Below are 20,154 nucleotides of genomic sequence, written 5' to 3'. Positions count from 1 at the left end.
GGGGGCTGCCGAGCGGCGACGCAGGCCGGCGTCTTCGGCGCCAGCGTCACTATTGCTTCCTCCTGTAGCGGATTTGCGCCAACCTTGGGCTCCTGTTGGGGAACAGCGTTGTGGGTATGAGGACTGTCAGCGGGCTTCGCGGGGGCGTTTCGGTCGCCCTGGCGCTGGCCATGGCCGGCGCGGGCTGGACGGCGCCGTCGTCGGCCTGGGCGCAGGAGAAGCTGCTGGCGGCGGAATCCTACATGGTCGTCGACTGCCTGTTGCCCGGCCAGGTCCGCAAGCTGGGCGCGTCGAGCAGCTTCCTCACCCCGCGCCGGCCGGTCCGCACCTCGGCGGTCAACTGCGAGATCCGGGGCGGGGAATATGTCGCCGCCGACCGGGCCGATTTCGCCTCGTCGCTGGCGGTCTGGCTGCCGTCGGCCAAGCAGGGCGACGCCAAGGCGCAGGCCTATGTGGGGCGCATCTACGCCGATGGCCTGGGACAGCCGCCCGACTACGCCCAGGCCGCCGGCTGGTATCAGAAGGCCGCCGACCAGGGCTATGCGCAGGCGATGATCGACCTGGGCCAGCTCTATGAGCGTGGCCTCGGGGTTCCCCAGGATCCGATCAAGGCGGTCAATCTCTACCGCAAGGCGTCCGGCCTCCCGCCGTCGCAGTTCGCCAATCCGGCCAGCGCCCTGACCCCCGATCCCGCCGCCTCGGCCGCGTCCGCCGCCATGGCCCGCGACCTTGATGCGGCCCGCCAGGCCCTAGTGCAGGAGCGCGCCGCGCTCGCCGCCGCCCGCGTCGATCTGGCCCGCGCCAACGCCGCCCCGAAGACCTCGGCGCCCAAGGCCGAAGACGTGGCGATCCTGCAGCGCACGCTCGCCGACAAGACCTCGCAGCTTGAGGCGTCCAATGCGCGGTCGGCCCAGCTGGCCGCCGAGCTGGCCAAGGCCAAGACGGACGCCGACGCGCGGATCGCCCCGTTGACCGCCCAGCTTCAAGCCATCCAGGCGGATCGCGCGCAGACCCTGGCGCAGCGCGACCAGATGCAGCGCGACCTGGCGGCGCTGCGCGGCCAGGTCCCGGACCAACAGCGGCTGGCCGCCCTGGAGGCCCAGGCGGGACAGGCCCGCACCGCCGCCGACCAGGCCAACGCCAAACTGGCCGCGGCGCAGGCGAGCCTGCAGGCCCGCGAAAGGGACCTCGCAACCACCAAGAGCCGGCTGGCCGACGAACAGGTCCAAGCGTCCGCGCACGCCGGCGATCAGGATGCCGCGGCCAAGCTCCGCACCGCTCAGGCCGACTACGACCGCGTGGCCCGCGAGCTGGAACAGACCCGGGCCGACGCCGCCGCGCGCAAGACGGATATCGCCCAGGCTCAACAGGCCCTCCAGGCGCACGAAGCTGATCTCACCCAGGCCCGCGCCGCCGCGGCCGCCGCCGAGACGAAGCTCGCCAAGGCGCAGTCCGACCTCAACGACCGCGACGCCCGCCTGAAGCTCAGCGAAGCCAAGCTCTCACAGGCCGAACAGCAGGTCGCCGCAGCGCGATCCGATTCCGCCCAGCGGGCTGCCCCGCTCGAACAGCAGCTCGCCAGCCTCCAGACGGCGTCCAAGGCGGCGGAGGCCCAGCTCGGCCAGCTGCGCCGCGACCACGACGCCGCGGTCCAGAAGAACGCCGAGCTCACCAGCAAGGTCGCCGGCCTGGAGCAGCAGGTGGCGCAGGCCAAACAGGCCGGCGGCGACGCCTCGAAGGACCTGGCCGCCCGCGAGGCGCAGCTGGCGGCCCGTGAGGCCAAGGTGAAGGAGCTTGAGACCCGGCTCGCCAGCGCCAGCCGTGGCGCTGCCGCCGGCCCGGTCGCCACACGATCGGCGCCGCGCCCGACTCGCCTGCCGGCCTCCTCGAAATTCGGCCTCGGCGCGAACTACGCGATCCTCATCGGGGAGTCGAACTACACGATCGGCAAGCTGCAGACGCTCGCCACGCCGAAGAACGACGTCAACCAGCTCGGCGACCTGCTGCAGAGCCGCTACGGCTTCAGTGTCAAGATCCTCCTGGACAAGACGCGCTCGGAAATCCTGCGCGAGCTGGATGCGGCCAGCACCAAGCTCGGCGAGAACGACACCCTGGTCATCTACTACGCCGGCCACGGCGGCATGGAGAAGGTGCGCAACGGCGCGGACCGCGGCTACTGGCTGCCGGTGGACGCCCAGCCCGGCAGCTCGGCCGAGGAGATCAGCAACCAGGAGATCACCTACCAGGTCGCCCGCATGGCCGCCCGCAAGGTGCTGATCATTGCGGACTCCTGCTATTCCGGCCTCCTGACCGAGACCGTCGGGCGGGCGCAACGGCCGAGCGACGCCGAGGAAAGGACCAACGACTACCTGATCGGCATGGCCCACAAGCAGTCGCGCAACGTGCTGACTTCGGGCGGGCTGGAGCCGGTGCTCGATGGCGGCGGCGCCAAGGAGCATTCGGTCTTCGCCGCGGCGCTGATCGACATCCTGCAGGCCAACACCGACGTCATGACCAGCGAGGAACTCTACAGCCAGATCGTGACCCGGGTGGTGTCCAACGCCACGTCGGTCCTGCTACACGACCAGGACACGCCCGACCCGCAGACGCCGAAATATTCCGCCCTGGACAACGGCGGACACGTCTATGGCGACTTCCTGTTCGTCCCGAAGAGTTCGACCCAGTTGTCGAAGCTAACCGACGGTCCAGTCGTCCGAACGCTGGGCGGCCGGTGACGCCCGCCTAGCGGTCCCGTCCGGGGATTAGCTGTTCCACGCCCGCCGCCAGCGCGATCCGTACCGCCGTGGAGAGGCTCTTGGCGTTGAGTTTGTCCATGACGTTGGCGCGGTAGATCTCGACGGTGCGGACGCTGATCTCGAGTTCATAGGCGATGAGCTTGTTGGGCAAGCCGGCGAGCAGGCCTTGCAGGACCTCCTTCTCGCGGGCGGTCAGTCTGGCGACGCCCGCCTTGGCCTCGGCGGTCACGGCGCGGTCCTCGGTGACAGCCTCGAGCTTCGCGAAGGCGTCGGTGGCGGCCTCCAACAGGATCTCGTTCAGATAGGGCTTTTCGAGGAACTCAAAGGCTCCGCGCTTCATCGCCTGCACGGCGATGGAGATGTCGCCCCGGCCGGTGAGCACGATAACCGGGAAAGCGACGCCGCGTTCAGCCAGCCGGCGTTGCACCTCCAGGCCGTCCATCTGCGGCATATGGATGTCCAGTAGGACGCAGGCGGGAATGGTGGGGTCGAGCCTTTCGAGGAACTCGAAGCCCGAGCTGTAGGTGGTGACGCTGTAGCCGGAGGCGTCCAGCAGCAGGGCGGCCGATTCCCGGACGTCGTCGTCGTCGTCGACGATGTGCAAGGTCCGCCGGCTAGGCATGCTGCAACTCCTTGGTCGCCAGTGGAATCGTGAAGCGGAAGTCGGCGCCGCCGCCGGAGCTGGGCTCCTCCAGCCACATCAGGCCGCCGTGGGCCTCGACGATGCGCCGGCAGATCGACAGGCCGACGCCCATGCCGTCGTTCTTGGTGGAGGAGAACGGCGAGAAGAGCCGGGTGGCGAAGTCCGGCGCGACGCCCGGGCCGTTGTCTCGGACCGACACCTCGACCATGCCGCGCTTGGCGCAGGTGCTGATGACCAGGACGTGCGGCGCAGGCCGCTCGCGCATGGCCTCGTTGGCGTTGCGGATCAGGTTGACGAGAATCTGCTGGATCTGGATGCGGTCGGCCAGCACGCGGCCGGCCTTGGGCGAAAATTCGAAGCGCACCTCGGTCCCGTCGGACCTGGCGTTGGGGGCGGCGAGCGCCACGGCGTCCACGATCAGCTCCTCGAGCTGCTCAATGCGCGCGTCGGCCTCGCCGCGGGCGATGAAGTCGCGCAGGCGCCGAACGATCTCGCCGGCGCGCACCGCCTGGCCCTCGGCCTGGTTGGCGGCGCGCACGATGCGGGCGCGGGCGGTGTCGTCCAGGGTGCGGCCGCCGTCACTGAGCATGATCTTCAGGGCGCCGACGGAATTCCCGATGGCTGTCAGCGGCTGGTTGAGTTCGTGGGCCAGGGCCGCGGCCATCTCGCCCATGGCGCTGAGCCGCGCCACATGCGTCAGTTCTGAGCGAAGTTCCGCCAAGCGATCACCGCGAAGCGCAAGCTCCGCTTGCGCGCGGCGTTCCTCGGTGACGTCGCGGTAGATGCAGATGGTCCGCACGTGGGCGCCCGCCTCCGAGTAGAAGAACCGCCGCACGCCGTGCAGGTCGCGCACCTCCCCGTCGGGGCGGTGAATCTGCAGATCGTCAATCAGGCTGGGCCGTTGAGCGGTGATCGTCGCTGCCGCGAGGCTCCGGGCGTTCTCCACGTCCTTGCCCAAGATCGTCCCGCGCATTTGGTCGACCGAGCCGTTCATGGCGCCCGGTGCGACGCCGAACATCCGTTCGAGGCCCTCGTCGGCGACGATGGTTTCGGTGGCGATATCGATGTCGCAGATGCCGAGGTCATAGGCGCCTATGGCGAGGGTCAGGCGCTCCTGGCTTTCGCGCAGAGAGGCCTCCGCCAGCTTCAGGTCAGTGATGTCGCTGATGGTGCCGACGACGCGCTCCTCGCCATCGCCGGTCCTCTGGAGCACCCATTGGAGGGCGACCCAGCGGGTGTCACCGCTCTTGGTCCAATGCTGGATTTCGCCGCGCCACTCGCCGTGCTCACGGATCGCCGCGCGGGTCTTTTCCCGCACGGCGGCGCCTTCCACATTGAGGAATTCGCCGGGTCTGCGGCCCAGGACCTCCGCGGCGGTCCAGCCGTAGAGGGCCTCGCAGGCCGCCGGCCAGTGCCGCAGCTTGCCGTGCCCATCGACGATCATCACCGTGGACCGCTGGAGGGCGTCGGCGAGACTGTCGCGCGCCGCCCGCTCGCGGCCGAGCATTTGCGCGGCCCAGAACGCAAGGAACAGCAGCGCCACGGCGCTGAGCACGATGATCAGCAGCATCCGCACGTCCGGCCCGTACAGGCCCGCGCGAACACCGATATTGGTCACCGTCCCAAAAGCGACGGGGATCAGGGCGATGGGGATCAGCAAGCGGGCGATCCGCCCCTGCTCGCCGCCGCCCGCCACCAGGCGCACCCAGCCGACGTCGCGCTTCAGGATCAGGACGCCCGCGCAGAGCGCGCCCACGGCCACCGAGGTGTTGAGGGCGATGCGCAGGCTCTGATGCAGGATCGAGAGCTGCGAGGCGTCCTGAAGCAGGAAGGGCAGGATCGAAAGGCTGGCGATCAGGGCGCCGAGGCTGGCGGCTCCCATGGCCAGAAGTTTCAGCCGGGAGGAGCCGACGCCGACACCCAACAGGGAGGCTGCGAACAGCGCGATCACCACGCAGGTGATGATGCTCGAGCGGCCCGGCCATAGCGGCGCTGGCCGCTGGGCCAGCACCTGCGCGCGGAAGAGCATGAGATCGGTCGGGACCGCGTGAGGCGAGGCGTAGGCCGACAGCCAGATGACGCAGGCGACCAGCAGGGCGGTCCCGGCGGCGCCGGATATCCAGCGATACCCACCCGCTCCGGCCACGAGGCCCACGGCGCCGACAATGAGTGCGATGGCGGTGGTCGGTTGCAGGGCGACGGCGCCGACGACGACTGAGGTCAGGGTGATGTCGCCGACCTGCCAGCCCACGAGGGCGGCCACGGCGATAGAGGTCACACCCAGCGCGATAAGGATCGTGAATCGTTCCGGCCGTCGCAACCCTTGCGCGAACCCCAAGCTCATTTCCGCCCCGAACGCCGTTCTCTTAAAGCAAGCTGGCCACATCCCGAGGATGCAAGCCAGTGGCATTGTTGTCGCAGTGGTTGTAGCGCGCCGGGCGGCGCGGGGCGGTTTCTGACCCGACACCTGGGGGCGAGATCATTGGCCGTCTGGAGACTTGGTGATCACTTCAAGTGGTCGGCGAATGCGTTCTTCCAGCTCAACCCTGTAATACCCCTAGGTTGGGGCGCAGCAGCTGCCTCGCTAGGCTCCTCGCATCGCCCAACTCCGCACCCTGTGGAAGGGCGCGAGAGCTCGGTCCGCGTGCCGGAAGCGCCCACTTCAAAGGCAAGCGCCATCGTCGTCGTCCGGGACCAGGTCCTCGCGGCGTCGTTGGAGCTTGCGCTGCTGGCCGGCGGCCTGAACGCTTTCCTTTTCGATCCCGCGCAGGGGCTTGAGCGGCTGCCGCTCGACATCGCCATGACCCTGATCGTCGATGGCGAGATTCTCGCGCCCGATCCCGCGGCCTTTGTCGCCGGCCTCCGGGCGCGGCCTTGGGATGGGCTGATCGTATTGATGACCGGCGACGGCGAAGCGTTGCGGGCCGTGTTCGCCCGCTCTCAGCGGATTGCGGTTCTCGAGATGCCGTTCGGCGGCGCCGATCTGATCGCCGTCATCCGCGCCGTCTGGCCGGACGAAAGCCCAGGAGCCCAGGCCTGATGGGTATCGCTGCCACGTCCCTGCCGATCGACGACGAGGCCATTTTCGTCGGGCGATTGGCCGCGAAGCCGCGAACCGCGCTAGTCGTCGATGGCGATCCGCTGGTGGTGCGCAGTCTGGCGCTGATGCTGGGGGCCGAAGCCTTCCTGGTGGAAACCGCCGCGGGCGGCGCGGACGGGATCCGTCTGGCCCTGGCAGGCGCCTTCGACGTGATCATCCTGGGCGCGGACCTGCCGGACATGAGCGGGCTGGAGGCCATAAATCGGCTGCGGCGCGCAAAGGTGACGGGGGCGGTGGTCTTTGCCTCGGTCACCCCGGCGACGGCGGCCTCGGCGGCCAGCCTGCACCTGTCGGACTGTTCCTGACCGGCTAGGTAATCAAGGTCGGGAAGCCGAGGCGAGTGCGGACGATTGTCAGTACAAAGACAATAAAAATCATAAAATGTGAAACAACGCGTACGGCCAGATGGTAATTGATCTGCAATCCTACTGTCACCGAAGTATCACCCAGGGCCCCTAGGTTCCGACTGCGTCGCGGCGAAGCTGCGGCGTTCTATTCAGCGTGGACTGTTTTCAGCGCGTGAACCGGGGACGCTCCCTTCGTCTCCGTGGGCGCCGCTGTGCGGTCCGGCGGGCGATCCTAAGGGGATAGTTTCATGAGAGCCAGATACGTCGTTTCCTGCTGCGTGGCCGCGATCCTGAGCGGGGGCGCGGGCGCCGCCGTGGCCGCCGGCGCCGGCGCGGATGCCGCCGCGGCTGCGGCGAACGCGCCGTCGTCCTCGGCGGTCGAGGAAGTGATCGTGACTGCCCAGCGGCGCGATGAGTCGGTCCAGACCGTCCCGATGACCCTCCAGGCGTTTTCCGGCGCGGCGCTTTCCGCCCGGAACATCACCACCTTCGACGACCTGCTCAGGATCACCCCGAACATCGAGTTCGCGAAGAACGGCCCAGGCCAGGGCAACATCTTCATGCGCGGCCTGAGCGCCGGCTTCGCCGGCGGCCAGTCGAGCGCGACGGTCGGCAACTTCCCGAACGTGGCGGTCTACCTGGACGAACAGTCCATCCAGTTCCCTTCGCGCAACGTCGATCTCTACTACGCCGACATCTCGCGCGTGGAGGTCCTGGAGGGCCCGCAAGGCACCCTGTTCGGCGGCGGCGCCGAAGCCGGCGCGGTGCGCTACATCACCAACAAACCGAAACTGAACACCTACGAGGGCAGCGTCGACGCGAGCTACGGCGTCCAGAGCCACGGCGACCCGAGCACCAGCTTCGTCGCGGTGATGAACATCCCGGTGATCACCGACCATCTGGCTGTGCGCGGGGTGATCTACAGCGATCACCAGGGCGGCTATATCGACAACGTCCCCTCGACGTTCACCCGCTCGAACAACGACAGCAATGCCTACTTCGGGATCAAGCCCACCAACGGCATCTGCCCCAACGGCCTGCCGGCCGGCAAACAGACAGGCGGCTGCACGATCCCGGGCGCGGCCCAGGCGAACAACTTCGCCCTGGCTCAGAAGAACTTCAACCCCGTCAGCCATGACGGCGCGCGCCTGTCGGCGCTCTACGACTTCAACAACGACTGGGACGTCCTGATCACGGAAAGCTTCCAGAATATGGACGCGGAGGGCCTGTCGAGCACGCTCCCGGTCGGCTCCGACTTCCAGCCGCTCAAGCCGCTCGAAACCACGGTCTTCTCGCCCACCTACGACAAGGACCGTTTCGTCAATTCGGCCTGGACGGTGAACGGCAAGGTTGGCGACCTGAAGCTGATCTACACGGGCGGCTACATGACCCGCCACATCAACCAGCAGAATGACTACACGAACTATTCCCGCACGACTTACGGGCAATACTATGAATGCACCGGCGGCACGGCGGGCCTGATCGGCAAGGGGACGCCGCTGACCTGCAACTCGCCGGTCACCAGCTGGCACGACCAGGTGCGCAACACGCACATGAGCCACGAAATCCGCCTGAGCACCCCCGACAACTGGCGCCTGCGCGCCGTGGGCGGCGTGTTCTACGAACAGTTCCGCATCAACGACACCATGGACTTCAACTACAAGACCATTCCGGCCTGCCGCGAGGGCTCCAACCTTGCCAACGCGCTGGCCGGCGGCGCGGTCTGCCTCGGCAATGACGAGCCCTTCCCGGGCTCGACGACCAACGAGCCGGGTCCCCGTCCAGACAACACCGGCTTCGGCGAGGAGGTGCAACGCGGCTACGACCAAACCGCCCTGTTCGGATCGGTCGACTACGACATCATCCCCGAGGTCCTGACCGTCACGGCCGGCACGCGGTGGTATGACTACACCGAGAATGAGACCGGGTCGGTCTACTCGACCAACTCGGCCTGCCTGGACGTGCTCACCTGCGGGCACAACACCAACATCAACGCCGAGAACCTCCACGCCAAATACACCGGGTTCAAGAGCCACTTCGGCGTCACCTGGAAGCCGATGGAAAACACCCTGCTGTACTACACCTACTCGCAGGGGTTCCGGCCGGGCGGCTTCAGCCGTTCCGCGCGCGACAAGGCGCCGGACGAGAATGGCGTTCCGCAGTTCAAGACGCCGCTGGCCTATACGCCCGACACCCTGACCAACAACGAGATCGGCTTGAAGAAGGAGTTCTTCGACCGCCGGCTGCAGCTGAACCTGTCCGCCTATTACATGCAGTGGGACAATGTGCAGATCGCGCTCTACCAGCCCTGCTGCCTCGGCAACACGACCTTCCTGGTCAACGGGCCGAGCTATGTGATCAAGGGCGTCGAGGCCCAGTTCACGGCGCGGATCACCGAGCAGTTCACCCTGGATGGGTCAGCGACCTACAACGACAACACCCAGTCGAATTCGCCTTGCCTGACCGACAACGAGCCGAACTCGCCGAACCTCGGCCACTGCATCACCGAGATCAACGGCAAGCCGTTCGTGAACCCGTTCGGCGTCCAGGGCGGCGTGTCGGCCTACTCGCCGACCTTCCAGGGCAATCTGCACGGTCGCTACGACTGGGATATCGCCAGCTTCAAGGCCTTCGCCTCGGCCGACGTCAGCTATGTGGGCAAGATGTTCACCCAGCCGGCCAACTACACGCCAGGCGACGCCCCCAGCGAAAACCCGATCCCGGACACGACCTATCTTCGCTACGAGCTACCGGCGTACACGACGTTCGACGCCGCCATCGGCATCAGCAAGGACAGCTGGAAACTGCAGCTGGTGGGCCAGAATCTGGGCGACTCGCACGCCTCGACCTTCACCAGCACCGCCCAGTTCATCAAGTCGGAGGTGCCGCTGCGTCCGAGGCAGGTCCTCGTCCGGATCAGCGAAGCCTTCTAAGGCTGACATTCACCGATACGAGTGGGAGAAAGGGGTGGCCGTCCGCGGCTGCCCCTCTCTGTTTTGGATTTCATGCCTAGCAACGCTGACCTTCCGCGGGCCTCCGCCGTCGAGCAGGAAGTTATCCAATTTCGGCGGCTGCAACAGGACGGCGGCCATGAAGCGGCGCTGGCGGGCGCCAAGGCGCGGCTTGGAGAGTTCCCTGAAAACCGCGACCTGCTGCTGATCGCGGCGACCAGCCTGCGCCACCTGCGCCGCGTGCCTGACGCGCTCGCGATGCTGGAACGGCTGGAGCGCCTGCAACCTGCCTTCAGCCGCCTGCATCAGGAACGCGGCCTCTGCTACGTGCAGCTGAAGGACGCGCCGAACGCCATCGACGCCCTGCTGCGGGCGGTGAACATCAACCCGGCCCTGCCGGCCAGCTGGGGCATGCTGGAGCGGCTCTACGGCTTGGTCGGAGACGCGGCCAACGCCGCGACCGCGGCCGATCATGTGGCGACGCTCAAGAAGCTGCCGGCAGATGTGGTCGCCGCAACCAGCTTCTTCTCGGATGGCGAGCTGGCCCCCGCCGAACAGATCATCCGCGCCTTCCTGTTGCGGGAGGGCGACCACCCGGACGCCATGCGCCTCTTGGCGCGCATCGCGCTGGCCCATGACGTCCTGGACGAGGCCGAATTCCTGCTGGCGGCGGTCCTGACGCTCGCGCCTGAGTACCGCGCGGCGCGCTACAACTATGCGGAGGCGCTGATCAAGCGGCAGAAGCACGCCGAGGCAGTCGATCAGGTCGCGATGCTTCTGGAGTTTGAGCCGTCGAACCCGGACTACCTCACCCTGGCGGCGACGGCGGCCGTCGGCTTGGGCCAGCATGAGCGCGCGATCGCCATCTATCGCGACATGCGGCGCGATCAACCGCAGTCCTGGGACGTGCCGCTGTGGATGGGGCACGCGCTGAAGACCATCGGGCGGGTTCCGGAGGCGATCGAGTGCTATCGGGCGGCCTCGGCGGCGCGGCCCAATTTCGGCGACGCCTATTGGAGCCTCGCCAATCTCAAGCTCTACCGGTTCACCGACGACGAGATCGAGCGCATGCGCGCCGAGGAGGCGTCGCCGACGACCGGCCTGGCGGACCGCTACCACCTGTGCTTCGCGCTCGGGAAGGCCTTCGAGGATCGTGGAGAGACGGCGCAGTCCTGGGATTGCTACGCGCGCGGGAACGCCCTGAAACGCTCGGAAAGCCGCTATAGGCCGGAGGTCCTGGAGACCAACACGCGGGCCCAGATCGAGGTCTGCACCAAGGCGTTCTTCGGGGCGCGGCAGGGCTGGGGCGCGCGCGCGCGCGACCCGATCTTCATCCTTGGCCTGCCACGGTCGGGCTCGACCCTGTTGGAGCAGATCCTGGCCTCGCACTCGCAGGTGGAAGGCACCCAGGAGCTGTCGGACGTCCAGCGCATCGTGCTGGAGCTCCAAGGCCACGATCCCGACCTGGACAATCCCCGCTATCCGGCGGCCCTGGCGGACCTGACGCGCGAGGACCTCGCCGCTTTGGGCGAACGCTACCTGGCGGACACGGCGGTCTATCGGACGGACCGGCCGGTCTTCATCGACAAGATGCCGAACAACTTCCGCCACATCGGCCTGATCCACCTGATGCTGCCCAATGCGCGGATCATCGATGCACGGCGCGAGCCGATGGCCTGCTGCTTCTCCAACCTCAAGCAGCTGTTCGCCCAGGGGCAGGAGTTCACCTACAGCTTCGAGGATGTCGCCCGCTATTACCGCACCTACCTTGAGCTGATGGCCCACTGGGACGCGGTCTTGCCGGGTCGCGTCCTGCGGGTGCTGCACGAGGACGTGGTCGATGATCTGGAAGGCAGTGTGCGGCGGATCCTCGACCACTGCGGCCTGCCGTTCGAGCGGGCTTGCGTGAACTTCCACAAGACCGAGCGCAGCGTGCGCACGCCGAGCTCCGAGCAGGTGCGCCAGCCGATCTTCCGCGACGGCCTGGATCAGTGGCGCAAGTACGAGCCGTGGCTCGGACCGCTGGAGGCCGCCCTGGGCGACACCACGACGCGCTGGCGCGATTAGAGAGCCGCCGGCAGGTCCGCGACGGTGTCGATCACCAGGTCCGCGCCGGCCGCGGTGAGGGCGGCCCGCGCTGCGGCCAACTTCGCCTCGCGCGTCGCCGGGTCGAGGGCCCCATAGGCTTCCAGCGACAGGCCCACGCTGTTGCCGGAGGCGGCGACCCCGATCGTGTAGCAGCCGGCCGCGCGTCCTTCGGCGACGCCGGCCTCGGCGTCGTCGACCTTGACCACGCGGCTGAGCGGCCAGACGCCCAGCTCGGCGCAGGCCTTGTAGATCATCAGCGGCGAGGGGCGCCCTTGCGGGGTCTCGTCGGCGCAGACCAAGTGGTCGGGGGCATAGCCCTGCTCGGCGGCGCGGGCCAGGACGGGGCCCATCATCTCGCGGGTGTAGCCGGTGGACGATGCGATCTTCAGACCCCGCGCCCGCAGCGCCGCGATCGTCTGCGCCGCGCCGGGGATCAGCTGCGAGGCGGTGGCGGCGGCTTCGCGCATCAGGGGTCCGAGGTCTTCCATCAGCGCCCCGACGTCCGCCGCCTCGGAGGGACGCGCCTGAGCCGCGAGCCAGGCGGCGGCGACCTCCGGGCGGGCCAGCAGGGCGCGGACGTGGTCGGCCTTGGCGATGCCCATGTCCGCGCGGGCGGCGGCTTCCTCGATGGCGACGCCGCGGCGGGCGAAGGCCTCGACGAAGGCGGCGATGGGCGCGCGGCAGCCGAAGTCGACCATGGTGCCGGCCCAGTCGAAGATCACCAGGTCGTAGGCCTCGGCGCGCCGGTCGGTCATATCGCGGGTCCTTCGTTCATGAGGCCGGCCACGACCTCCTCTCCGAGGGCGAACCCGGTCGAGGCGCCGGCGCCGGTGGTGACCATGGCCAGGCGGACACCGGGCATCGGCGCGTCGACCAGCACCGCGCGGTCCGGCGCCGAGGCGTATGTGCCGGTCCAGCGCTCGATGACCGGCGAGGGCGGCTGGCCAAAGACCGTGGCGTATTCGGCCAGGATCAGGTCGTCGACCGCCTGGTGTGAGAAGGGATCGGGCGTGGCGGCGTAGTGGTGGCTGTCGCCGACCACCAGACTGCCGTCGGCGCTCTGCACGACGATCAGATGCACGCCGTGGATCAGGTGGTCGGGCTGCTCGGCGGCGAGGCGCTCGGCCAGCGCGCGGGCCTGCGGCAGGGCCGCGTAGCCGGCATAGCGGGCGAGGCCCAGGTCGGACATGACCGCCGCCGGCAACCGGAAGCCCGGATCGGCCAGGCGCAGCATCTGCAGCTTGCAGCGGGTCACGCCTGCGGCGGCCACGCGCTCGGGGAACAGGGTGGCGAGGTCGTCGCCCGGGCAGACCGCGATCGCCCCGGCCTCGACAGTCCCGCGCGTCGAGAGGACCTTGCCGGTCTCCACCGCCAGCGCCGCGGCGCCCCACAGGAACGTCACACCGTGCTGGGCGTACAGCCAGGCGGCGAGGCGCGGGATCGCCTGGCGGGATTCGACGCGCAGCTCGTGCGGGCTCCAGAGCGCCGCCAGCAGGCCCTCGCCGGCCAGATGCGGATGGTCGCGGCGGACCTCGCCGGGCGCGAGCAGGCGGCAGCCTTCGCCCATCTCCGTCTGCAGGAAGGCCTCCAGCACCGCCACGGCCTCGGGGCGCCGTGCAGTCATGACGAGGCCGCGGTGCACGATCGGGATCCCGGCCTGCGGCGCGACCTCGGCCCAGACGTCGCGGCTGCGCCGCGCGCGGTTCCACATGGCGCCGCGCTCCTGGCCGGTCACGGTCACGAAGCCGAAGTTACGCACCGAGGCGCCATTGGCCTGGGCGTCGCGGTCGATCACCACCACCCGCCGGCCGCGCCGCGCCGCAGCCAAAGCACAGGCCATGCCGACGATGCCGCCGCCCACGACCGCGAGATCAAATCGATCAGCCCCCGCCATGTATTTCCTTAAGGCGCGCGACTCGCGCCGTTCCCAACAAACCTCGACAACGTGACAGGTCGATGCACCCACCGTCACTGGGGCGTCATCAATGTCTCCAATGGTCGTCTGGCCCGCGCAGATCCGCGTCAGGCGGTATGAGGAGGCGCGACTTGGCCGGCACGTTGCAGGACCGATTGGCGCGCGCCAATCCGATCGTCTTCACCGCCGTCGCGGGGCTGGCGGGCTTCTGCGCCTACTTCTCGATGTACGCGTTCCGCAAACCGTTCAGCGCGGCGACCTTCGAGACCGTGCCCGGCTGGCACTTCACGCTGGACTACAAGATCGCCCTGGTCCTGGCCCAGGTGGCCGGCTACGCGCTGTCCAAGCTGATCGGGATCAAAGTGATCTCCGAGCTCAGCCCGGCCAAACGCGGCGTGGCGATCCTGCTGCTGATCGGCGTCTCGTGGCTGGCGCTGGTGGGCTTCGCGGTGATCCCGGCGCCGTGGAACGTGGCGATGCTGTTCTTCAACGGCCTGCCGCTCGGCATGATCTGGGGCCTGGTGTTCGGTTACATGGAGGGCCGGCGCGTGTCGGAGGCGCTGGGCGCCATCATGTGCGCCAGCTTCATCCTGTCGTCGGGCATCGTGAAGTCGGTGGGGTCGTGGCTGATGACCTCGGCGCATGTCAGCGAGTTCTGGATGCCGGCCGCCGCGGGCGCGGCCTTCTTCCCGCTGCTGCTGGTCTCGGTCTGGCTGCTGGGCCAGCTGCCGCCGCCGAACGCCGCCGACGAGGCCCAGAGGGTCAAGCGTGCGCCGATGAGCGCCGCCGAGCGGGCGGCGTTCCTGGCGGTCTACTGGCCGGGCATCGTGCTGCTCACCGCCTCCTACATCCTGCTGACCGCCTTCCGCGACTTCCGCGACAACTTCGCCGCCGAGGTCTGGACGGCGCTGGGCTACGGCCACGAGTCCGGGGTCTTCACCCAGAGCGAGCTGCCGGTGGCGGCGATCTCGCTGGTCGCCCTGGCCGCGGTGATGGGGATCCGCGACAACCTGAAGGCCCTGATGGTGGTCCACGCCATCGTGGTGGCAGGGTTCCTGCTGCTGGGCGCCTGCACCTGGGCGTTCGAGGCGCACCTGATCTCGCCGCTGGCCTTCATGATCGCCGCCGGCGCCGGGCTCTACATGGCCTACACGCCGTTCAACGCCATGCTGTTCGACCGGCTGGTGGCGTTCAGCGGGCGGATCGCGACGGCGGGCTTCCTGATCTACGTGGCCGACGCCTCCGGCTATCTGGGCAGCGCGGCCCTGCTGGTCTGGCGCAACTTCGGGGCGGTGAAGCTGGACTGGCTGCGGTTCTTCATCCTCAGCGCCTACGCGACCAGCGTGGTCGGCGCGGTGTTCGCCGCGGCCGCGGCGATGTACTTCCTGCGGCAGGGCCAGGCGCAGCGCGGACTGGGCGCCCTTGCCAAGGCCGGCGACCCGCTGCCCAATGCCGCCAAATAAGCGCTTCGGGGAGTGACGGCGATGTCGGTCTATGACGTGAACGGGCGACGGCTGGGACCCGGCGGCCTGACGCGGCGCGGGGCGCTGGCGGCGGGCCTCGCGGCCAGCGCCATGGCGCGCGCGGCCCTGGCCGCGGAGGCGAAGAAGCCCACGGCGCCCAGCGACAGGGTCAATATCGCGGTGATCGGCGCCGGCGGCCAGGGCGCGTCGAACATGTCCAAGCTGACCGGCCAGAACATCGTGGCCACGGCGGACGTGGACTACGACCACGTGCTGCACGCCCTGGTCGACAAGACCGGCTGGATCGCGCCGTCGAAGGAGCCGCTGAAGGCCGCCTACGACCGGGCCACCCGCTACACCGACTACCGCAAGATGCTCGATAGCCAGAAGGACATCGAGGCGGTGCTGATCGCCACCCCGGACCACCACCACGCGGTGGCGGCCCGCTGGGCGATGGAGCGCGGCCACCACGTCTTCGTGCAGAAGCCGCTGACCTACAACATCACCGAGAGCCGCAAGCTGGCGGCGCTGGCGGCGGCCAATCCGAAGATGGTCACCCAGATGGGCAACCAGGGCCACTCCGGCGACGATGGCCGCCGCGTGGTGGAGCTGATCCGCGGCGGGGTGATCGGGCCGGTCCGCGAGGTCCACGTCTGGACCAACCGGCCGGTGTGGCCGCAGGGCGTGAACCGGCCCGCCGCCGTGGGCGCGCCGGGCAGCCTCGACTGGCAGACCTGGCTCGGGCCGGCCAACGTCGACTGGGGCTACAACCCCGACTACGCCGCCTTCAATTGGCGGGGCTGGACGCCGTTCGGCTCCGGCGCGCTGGGCGACATGGGCGCGCACCTGATCGACTTCCCGTTCTGGTCGCTGGAGCCCGGCCTGCCCACCAAGGTCGAGGCCCGCCACTCCCGCTGGGCCGGCGGCGCGAGCCTGTGGGACACCAAGCGCCCGGCCAACATCACCAGCTATCCGCTGGCCAGCGTCACCCACTACGAGTTCGGCCAGGCGAAAGGCGGGCCGCTGACCATGGTCTGGTACGACGGCGGCATGTTGCCCCCGACGCCGCCCGGCTTCCCGGCCAACATGAGCATGAGCGGCGACGGTGGGGTGCTGTTCATCGGCGCCAAGGGCATGCTGATGCACGAGACCTATGGCGAGAAGCCGGTGCTGATCGGCGCCGGCCTGGACGCCGCGGCGGCCAAGATCCCGCAGTCCCTGCCGCGGATCATGGGCGGCATGGCCGGCCACGAGATGAACTGGGTCCGCGCCATCCGCGGCACGGAGAAGATCTCCTGTCCGTTCGAGTACGCCACGCGGCTGAACGAGACCATGAACCTGGGCGTCGTGGCGCTGATGACCGACCAGGCGATCCAGTACGACGGCGCGGCCGGGCGGATCACCAACGTCGCCAGCGCCAATCAGTACCTGAGCCGCGAGTACCGCAAGGGATGGGAACTGTGAGGATGGCCGAAGGCCGTTTTTGGAACCACGGAAGACACGGAAAGAGCACGGAAATGGGGGTCCTGGCCGAAGGCTGCAGTCATGAGAGTCGCGCTTCGCGCCTTCCGTGTTCTGTCCGTGTTTTCCGTGGTTTGATCCTTGGGTCGGTGCTGTTGTCCGGGAGTGTCGCCATGGCCCAGGCTGTGCCGCCGCCGGCGGGGTCGACGGCCAAGCCGCAGGACACCGAGCAGTGGACGCCGGTCCCGCCGGTGGTGACGCCGGGCAGGACCGATGGCGCCGCGCCCTCCGACGCCACCGTACTGTTCGACGGTAAGGGCCTCGACCAGTGGGTGGCGACCAAGGACAAGTCGCCGGCCGCCTGGGACGTGAAGGACGGGGTGCTGGTGGTCTCCAAGACCCACGGCAACATCGAGACGAAGAAGGCCTTCAAGAACTACCAGTTGCACCTGGAATGGCGGGTGCCGACCGACGTCACCGGCTCGGGCCAGGCGCGGGGCAACTCCGGGGTGTTCCTCGCCAGCACCGGGCCGGGCGACGCGGGCTACGAGCTGCAGATCCTCGACAGCTACAAGAACGAGACCTACGTCAACGGCCAGGCGGCCTCGATGTACAAACAGGCCCCGCCGCTGGTGAATTCCATGCGCCCGCCCGGCGCCTGGCAGACCTATGACGTGGTCTGGACCGCGCCGACCTTCGGCGCCGACGGCAAGGTGAAGACCCCGGCCAGGGTGACCGCCTTCCACAACGGCGTGCTGGTGCAGAACGACACCGTGCTGACCGGCGAGACGCTCTACATCGGCAAGCCCTACTACAAGGCCTACGACCGCGCCCCGATCAAGCTGCAGGCGCACGGCGACCCTAGCCCGCCGCTCAGCTTCCGCAACATCTGGGTCCGCGAGCTGCCTTAGGGCTTCGTTAGCGTTCCGGGCGGATTCTGGCGGCGGGGGCTGAGCTCAGTCAGGAGCAAGGTCTTGAGCGGCATCGACGCGATTTCCGCCATCAGCGGCGGCGTTTCATCTGTTTCGGCGACGGCCCCGGCGGCTCCGGCCAGCGGCGGCGCGGGCGCCGCCAAGGGCGCGGGCGGCGGCGGCGGATCCAGCAGCGCCTCCAGCGCCAACACCACGACCTCGGTCACCAACCCGGACGGCACCGTCACCACCACGGTGGTCAACGCCCAGGGCCAGGTGCAATCGGTCACCACCTCCGGCACGCCGGACAACAACACCGCGTCTTCCGACAGCAATTCCAGCCCGGGCTCGCGGCTCAACGTCAAGGCGTAGGTCGAAGGCCTCAATTGCGGGGCCTTCTTCCGGCTTGATCGTCATTCCGGGCGCAGGGCGAATACGACGCGGAGCCACCCACACGTCCGCTCATCCCCGCGCAGGCGGGGATCCATGCGGGCCTGGGGATTGGCGCGACGCTGCAAAATGGCCCGCGGACTCAGCTTGGATCCCCGCCGGAGTTTATCCTCGGGCCGGCGTTCGTCGGACCCGGGGGCGGGGATGAGCGGAGTTTAGAGGGTGCGGTCTCCCACCCCACAAGCCCGTCGATGATGCGAGCCTACCTGCGGGGGCCGTTCAGTCGGGACGCTGCGCCCCGTGCCGGATGCGGATCACTTCGACGGCCTGCGCCGTCACCCGATAGCGCACGATATAGGGCGCGACGATCGTCAGTTCGCGAACCTCGCCGCGCACGAGCCGGCCGCGTTTGGGGTGCGCCGCGAGGGTTTCCACCGTCCCGACGAGGCGAAGGGCGAACCGCTGGGCGGCGAGCGGCGCGAACTGGCCGATATAGGCGCGTATGCCGACGAGGTCTCTTTGCGATCTTGCCGACCAGATGACGGGGAGGGCCGGTTCAGACGGATCGGTCATGGCGTCGGGGTTGGGACGGGCTTTCATGCCCGCACTGTGGCGTCACGACCAAGGATCGCGGGCCTGTTTCAGTGGCCTTCGGAGGGTGGCGGCGTTTCGTCGGGGATCCCCCACGAAAGTAGCCATGCCTTCATGCGCTCGTGAGTCACGACGCGACCGGAGTCGAGATCAGCAACGCCTTCGGCGTCGGCCGCCGCGTCGGCGGCGTCGGCTTCCTCGAAGATGGAGGGTTCCGGCTTCATAGCGCAATCCTACCACGCCGAGGCGTTGAAGGGGAGAAGGCGCACGTTGGGGGAGCCTCCAAACCCACCGATGATGTGAGCCTGCCTGCGGAGCCAGTTCAAGGACGCGCTCATACCTCCCCTGTCGCGAAGACGACGGGCGAGGGGGACCGCCGGCCGAAGAGCGGGTGGTGGAGGGGGTTGCGCACGGGGCAGTCCGCGGCGAGGGCGTCCCGCGTTTGGCGGTCCTTGAGCAGCCTCCGCAGGCAGGCAGTTGGGCCGGCGTGGATTTAAGTGGAGATGGGGCGCTAAGCGACCGGAAAAGGCTGCGATCGCCGCGGAGGAGCTTCTCTCAGGGCTCGTGGTTCGCAGAAACATCGTGCTCGGCCAGCAGAGTGTCACGGTCCGCGTGGAAATGGACGCTGCGAACATTTCAATCACCCTCGAAAGGGTGGTCGATTTGGCGGACACCGATCAAATCGATCTCCTCAAATAGCTGTGCGCCATCCAGCGCAGCGCGACCTGGCGCGAGCGAACGACGGGTGTGACCTGGATTGGCGCTTCCCAAGCCTCTGAGATTCCCATAGTTCCCATTCCGTTCCCGCCTGAATCCCGCTAGCAATCGAGGGTGACTCACGTCCCCACCACCCTCGATCTCGCCCCGGCGCTCGTGGTGCTCCCAGGCCCCCGCGCCGCCGTGGCCGACGCCACTGGCGCGCAGCCGCTCCGCACCCCTGACGCCCGCGACCTGTTCGAGCAGTGGCCGGTGCTGGTGGCGCATGCGGCGATGACGGCGCGGAGGCTGGGGGTGCCTATTCCGGCGCGGGGGAACCGGGTGTTCGACGCCTTGGAGCTCTACGCCTTCGTGCGGCCGGGAAGGTTCGCGGCGCCGTCGGCGGCGGGGTTGACGCAGGCCTTGGGGCTGGCGGAGCCGAAGGGGGCGGCGGCGCAGGCGGTGGCCCTTCGCGAGGTGTGCGGGTTGTTGCTGGCGGAGCTGGCGGCGGCGCCGGAGCCGTCGCGGGAGGAGGCGCTGGCGGTGGCCGAGACGCTGGCGCGGGGCGGCTGGCCTTGGGGGTCGGCGGTGGTGGCCGCGCTGCGCTCGGCGCCGGTGGGGAACATGTTCCGGACCTCCGGGCTCGACGCCTGGGCGCGGCTGCCGGAGTGGGAGGCCGAGGCGCCGCCGGGGGAGGCCGGGACCAAGCCGGTGGAGCCCGAGGCGGCGTCGGCGCGGCTGGCGGAGCTCCTGGTGCGCTCGGGCCTCGATGAGGCGCGGCCGGCCCAGGCCGAGTTCGCGGCGGAGGCGGCCTTCGCCTTCTCGCCCCGGGAGAAGGAGGG

The 20,154-nt window shown here is 68.8% G+C and carries 15 protein-coding genes and 1 pseudogene; 10 read left to right on the top strand and 6 right to left on the bottom strand.

The features are described 5' to 3' along the window. The first annotated feature begins 116 nt into the window (after window positions 1–116). The gene (locus VHS75_RS10695; protein WP_329638602.1) at window positions 117–2,735 is read left to right on the top strand and encodes a caspase family protein; all 2,619 of its coding nucleotides are present in this window, start codon (window positions 117–119) and stop codon (window positions 2,733–2,735) included. A gap of 7 nt (window positions 2,736–2,742) precedes the next feature. Here VHS75_RS10695 and VHS75_RS10690 read toward each other — a convergent pair whose 3' ends face one another. Beyond that, complete coding sequence (locus tag VHS75_RS10690; RefSeq protein WP_329638601.1) at window positions 2,743–3,378, bottom strand: response regulator transcription factor; 636 nt, start codon at window positions 3,376–3,378, stop codon at window positions 2,743–2,745. Then, complete coding sequence (locus VHS75_RS10685; RefSeq protein WP_329638600.1) at window positions 3,371–5,677, bottom strand: PAS domain-containing sensor histidine kinase; 2,307 nt, start codon at window positions 5,675–5,677, stop codon at window positions 3,371–3,373. Before VHS75_RS10685 ends, VHS75_RS10690 begins: the two co-directional genes overlap by 8 nt. Before the next feature lie 366 nt (window positions 5,678–6,043). Between VHS75_RS10685 and VHS75_RS10680 the strand changes: the two genes are divergently transcribed. The 4 genes from VHS75_RS10680 to VHS75_RS10665 all read left to right on the top strand — a co-directional run bounded on the left by VHS75_RS10680 (window position 6,044) and on the right by VHS75_RS10665 (window position 11,864). Then, on the top strand, window positions 6,044–6,439 hold the full coding sequence (locus tag VHS75_RS10680; protein WP_329638599.1) for a hypothetical protein: 396 nt from the start codon (window positions 6,044–6,046) through the stop codon (window positions 6,437–6,439). Further along, window positions 6,439–6,804: a response regulator transcription factor gene (locus tag VHS75_RS10675; protein ID WP_329638598.1), complete on the top strand. Its 366-nt coding sequence runs from the start codon at window positions 6,439–6,441 to the stop codon at window positions 6,802–6,804. Before VHS75_RS10680 ends, VHS75_RS10675 begins: the two co-directional genes overlap by 1 nt. A gap of 290 nt (window positions 6,805–7,094) precedes the next feature. Next, window positions 7,095–9,779 carry a TonB-dependent receptor gene (locus tag VHS75_RS10670; protein ID WP_329638597.1) on the top strand — a complete coding sequence of 895 codons (2,685 nt, stop codon included), beginning with the start codon at window positions 7,095–7,097 and terminating at the stop codon, window positions 9,777–9,779. A 72-nt stretch (window positions 9,780–9,851) separates the two neighbouring features. After that, window positions 9,852–11,864, top strand: a complete 2,013-nt coding sequence (locus VHS75_RS10665; RefSeq protein ID WP_329638596.1) for a tetratricopeptide repeat-containing sulfotransferase family protein — start codon at window positions 9,852–9,854, stop codon at window positions 11,862–11,864. Here the strand turns inward: VHS75_RS10665 and phnX are convergent. Both phnX and VHS75_RS10655 read right to left on the bottom strand, forming a co-directional pair. Beyond that, window positions 11,861–12,640 (bottom strand): phosphonoacetaldehyde hydrolase, encoded by a 780-nt coding sequence (phnX, locus tag VHS75_RS10660; RefSeq protein ID WP_329638595.1) that lies wholly within the window; start codon window positions 12,638–12,640, stop codon window positions 11,861–11,863. The genes VHS75_RS10665 and phnX overlap by 4 nt on opposite strands. Next, the gene (locus tag VHS75_RS10655) at window positions 12,637–13,779 is read right to left on the bottom strand and encodes a TIGR03364 family FAD-dependent oxidoreductase (RefSeq protein WP_329638594.1); all 1,143 of its coding nucleotides are present in this window, start codon (window positions 13,777–13,779) and stop codon (window positions 12,637–12,639) included. Before VHS75_RS10655 ends, phnX begins: the two co-directional genes overlap by 4 nt. Window positions 13,780–13,931: 152 nt before the next feature. Between VHS75_RS10655 and VHS75_RS10650 the strand changes: the two genes are divergently transcribed. The 4 genes from VHS75_RS10650 (at window position 13,932) to VHS75_RS10635 (ending at window position 18,007) form a co-directional block, all read left to right on the top strand. Beyond that, complete coding sequence (locus tag VHS75_RS10650) at window positions 13,932–15,263, top strand: DUF5690 family protein (RefSeq protein WP_329638593.1); 1,332 nt, start codon at window positions 13,932–13,934, stop codon at window positions 15,261–15,263. Between the two features lie 21 nt (window positions 15,264–15,284). Beyond that, window positions 15,285–16,727, top strand: a complete 1,443-nt coding sequence (locus VHS75_RS10645) for a Gfo/Idh/MocA family oxidoreductase (RefSeq protein ID WP_329638592.1) — start codon at window positions 15,285–15,287, stop codon at window positions 16,725–16,727. Window positions 16,728–16,897: 170 nt separating this feature from the next. Beyond that, window positions 16,898–17,635: a DUF1080 domain-containing protein gene (locus tag VHS75_RS10640; RefSeq protein ID WP_329638591.1), complete on the top strand. Its 738-nt coding sequence runs from the start codon at window positions 16,898–16,900 to the stop codon at window positions 17,633–17,635. A gap of 63 nt (window positions 17,636–17,698) precedes the next feature. Further along, a complete protein-coding gene (locus VHS75_RS10635) occupies window positions 17,699–18,007 on the top strand; it encodes a hypothetical protein (RefSeq protein ID WP_329638590.1) in 309 nt (102 codons plus the stop codon). A gap of 297 nt (window positions 18,008–18,304) precedes the next feature. Here the strand turns inward: VHS75_RS10635 and VHS75_RS10630 are convergent, their stop codons facing one another. Next, complete coding sequence (locus tag VHS75_RS10630) at window positions 18,305–18,625, bottom strand: type II toxin-antitoxin system RelE/ParE family toxin (RefSeq protein WP_329638589.1); 321 nt, start codon at window positions 18,623–18,625, stop codon at window positions 18,305–18,307. Between the two features lie 41 nt (window positions 18,626–18,666). Further along, complete coding sequence (locus VHS75_RS10625; protein ID WP_329638588.1) at window positions 18,667–18,840, bottom strand: CopG family transcriptional regulator; 174 nt, start codon at window positions 18,838–18,840, stop codon at window positions 18,667–18,669. Between the two features lie 607 nt (window positions 18,841–19,447). Between VHS75_RS10625 and VHS75_RS10620 the strand changes: the two are divergent. Next, window positions 19,448–20,154: pseudogene (locus tag VHS75_RS10620) on the top strand (ATP-dependent DNA helicase); the annotation flags it as partial.

This window comes from Phenylobacterium sp. (genome assembly GCF_036264965.1).
Classification (GTDB): domain Bacteria; phylum Pseudomonadota; class Alphaproteobacteria; order Caulobacterales; family Caulobacteraceae; genus Phenylobacterium.
This window is presented reverse-complemented; position numbering and strand designations above follow the sequence as displayed.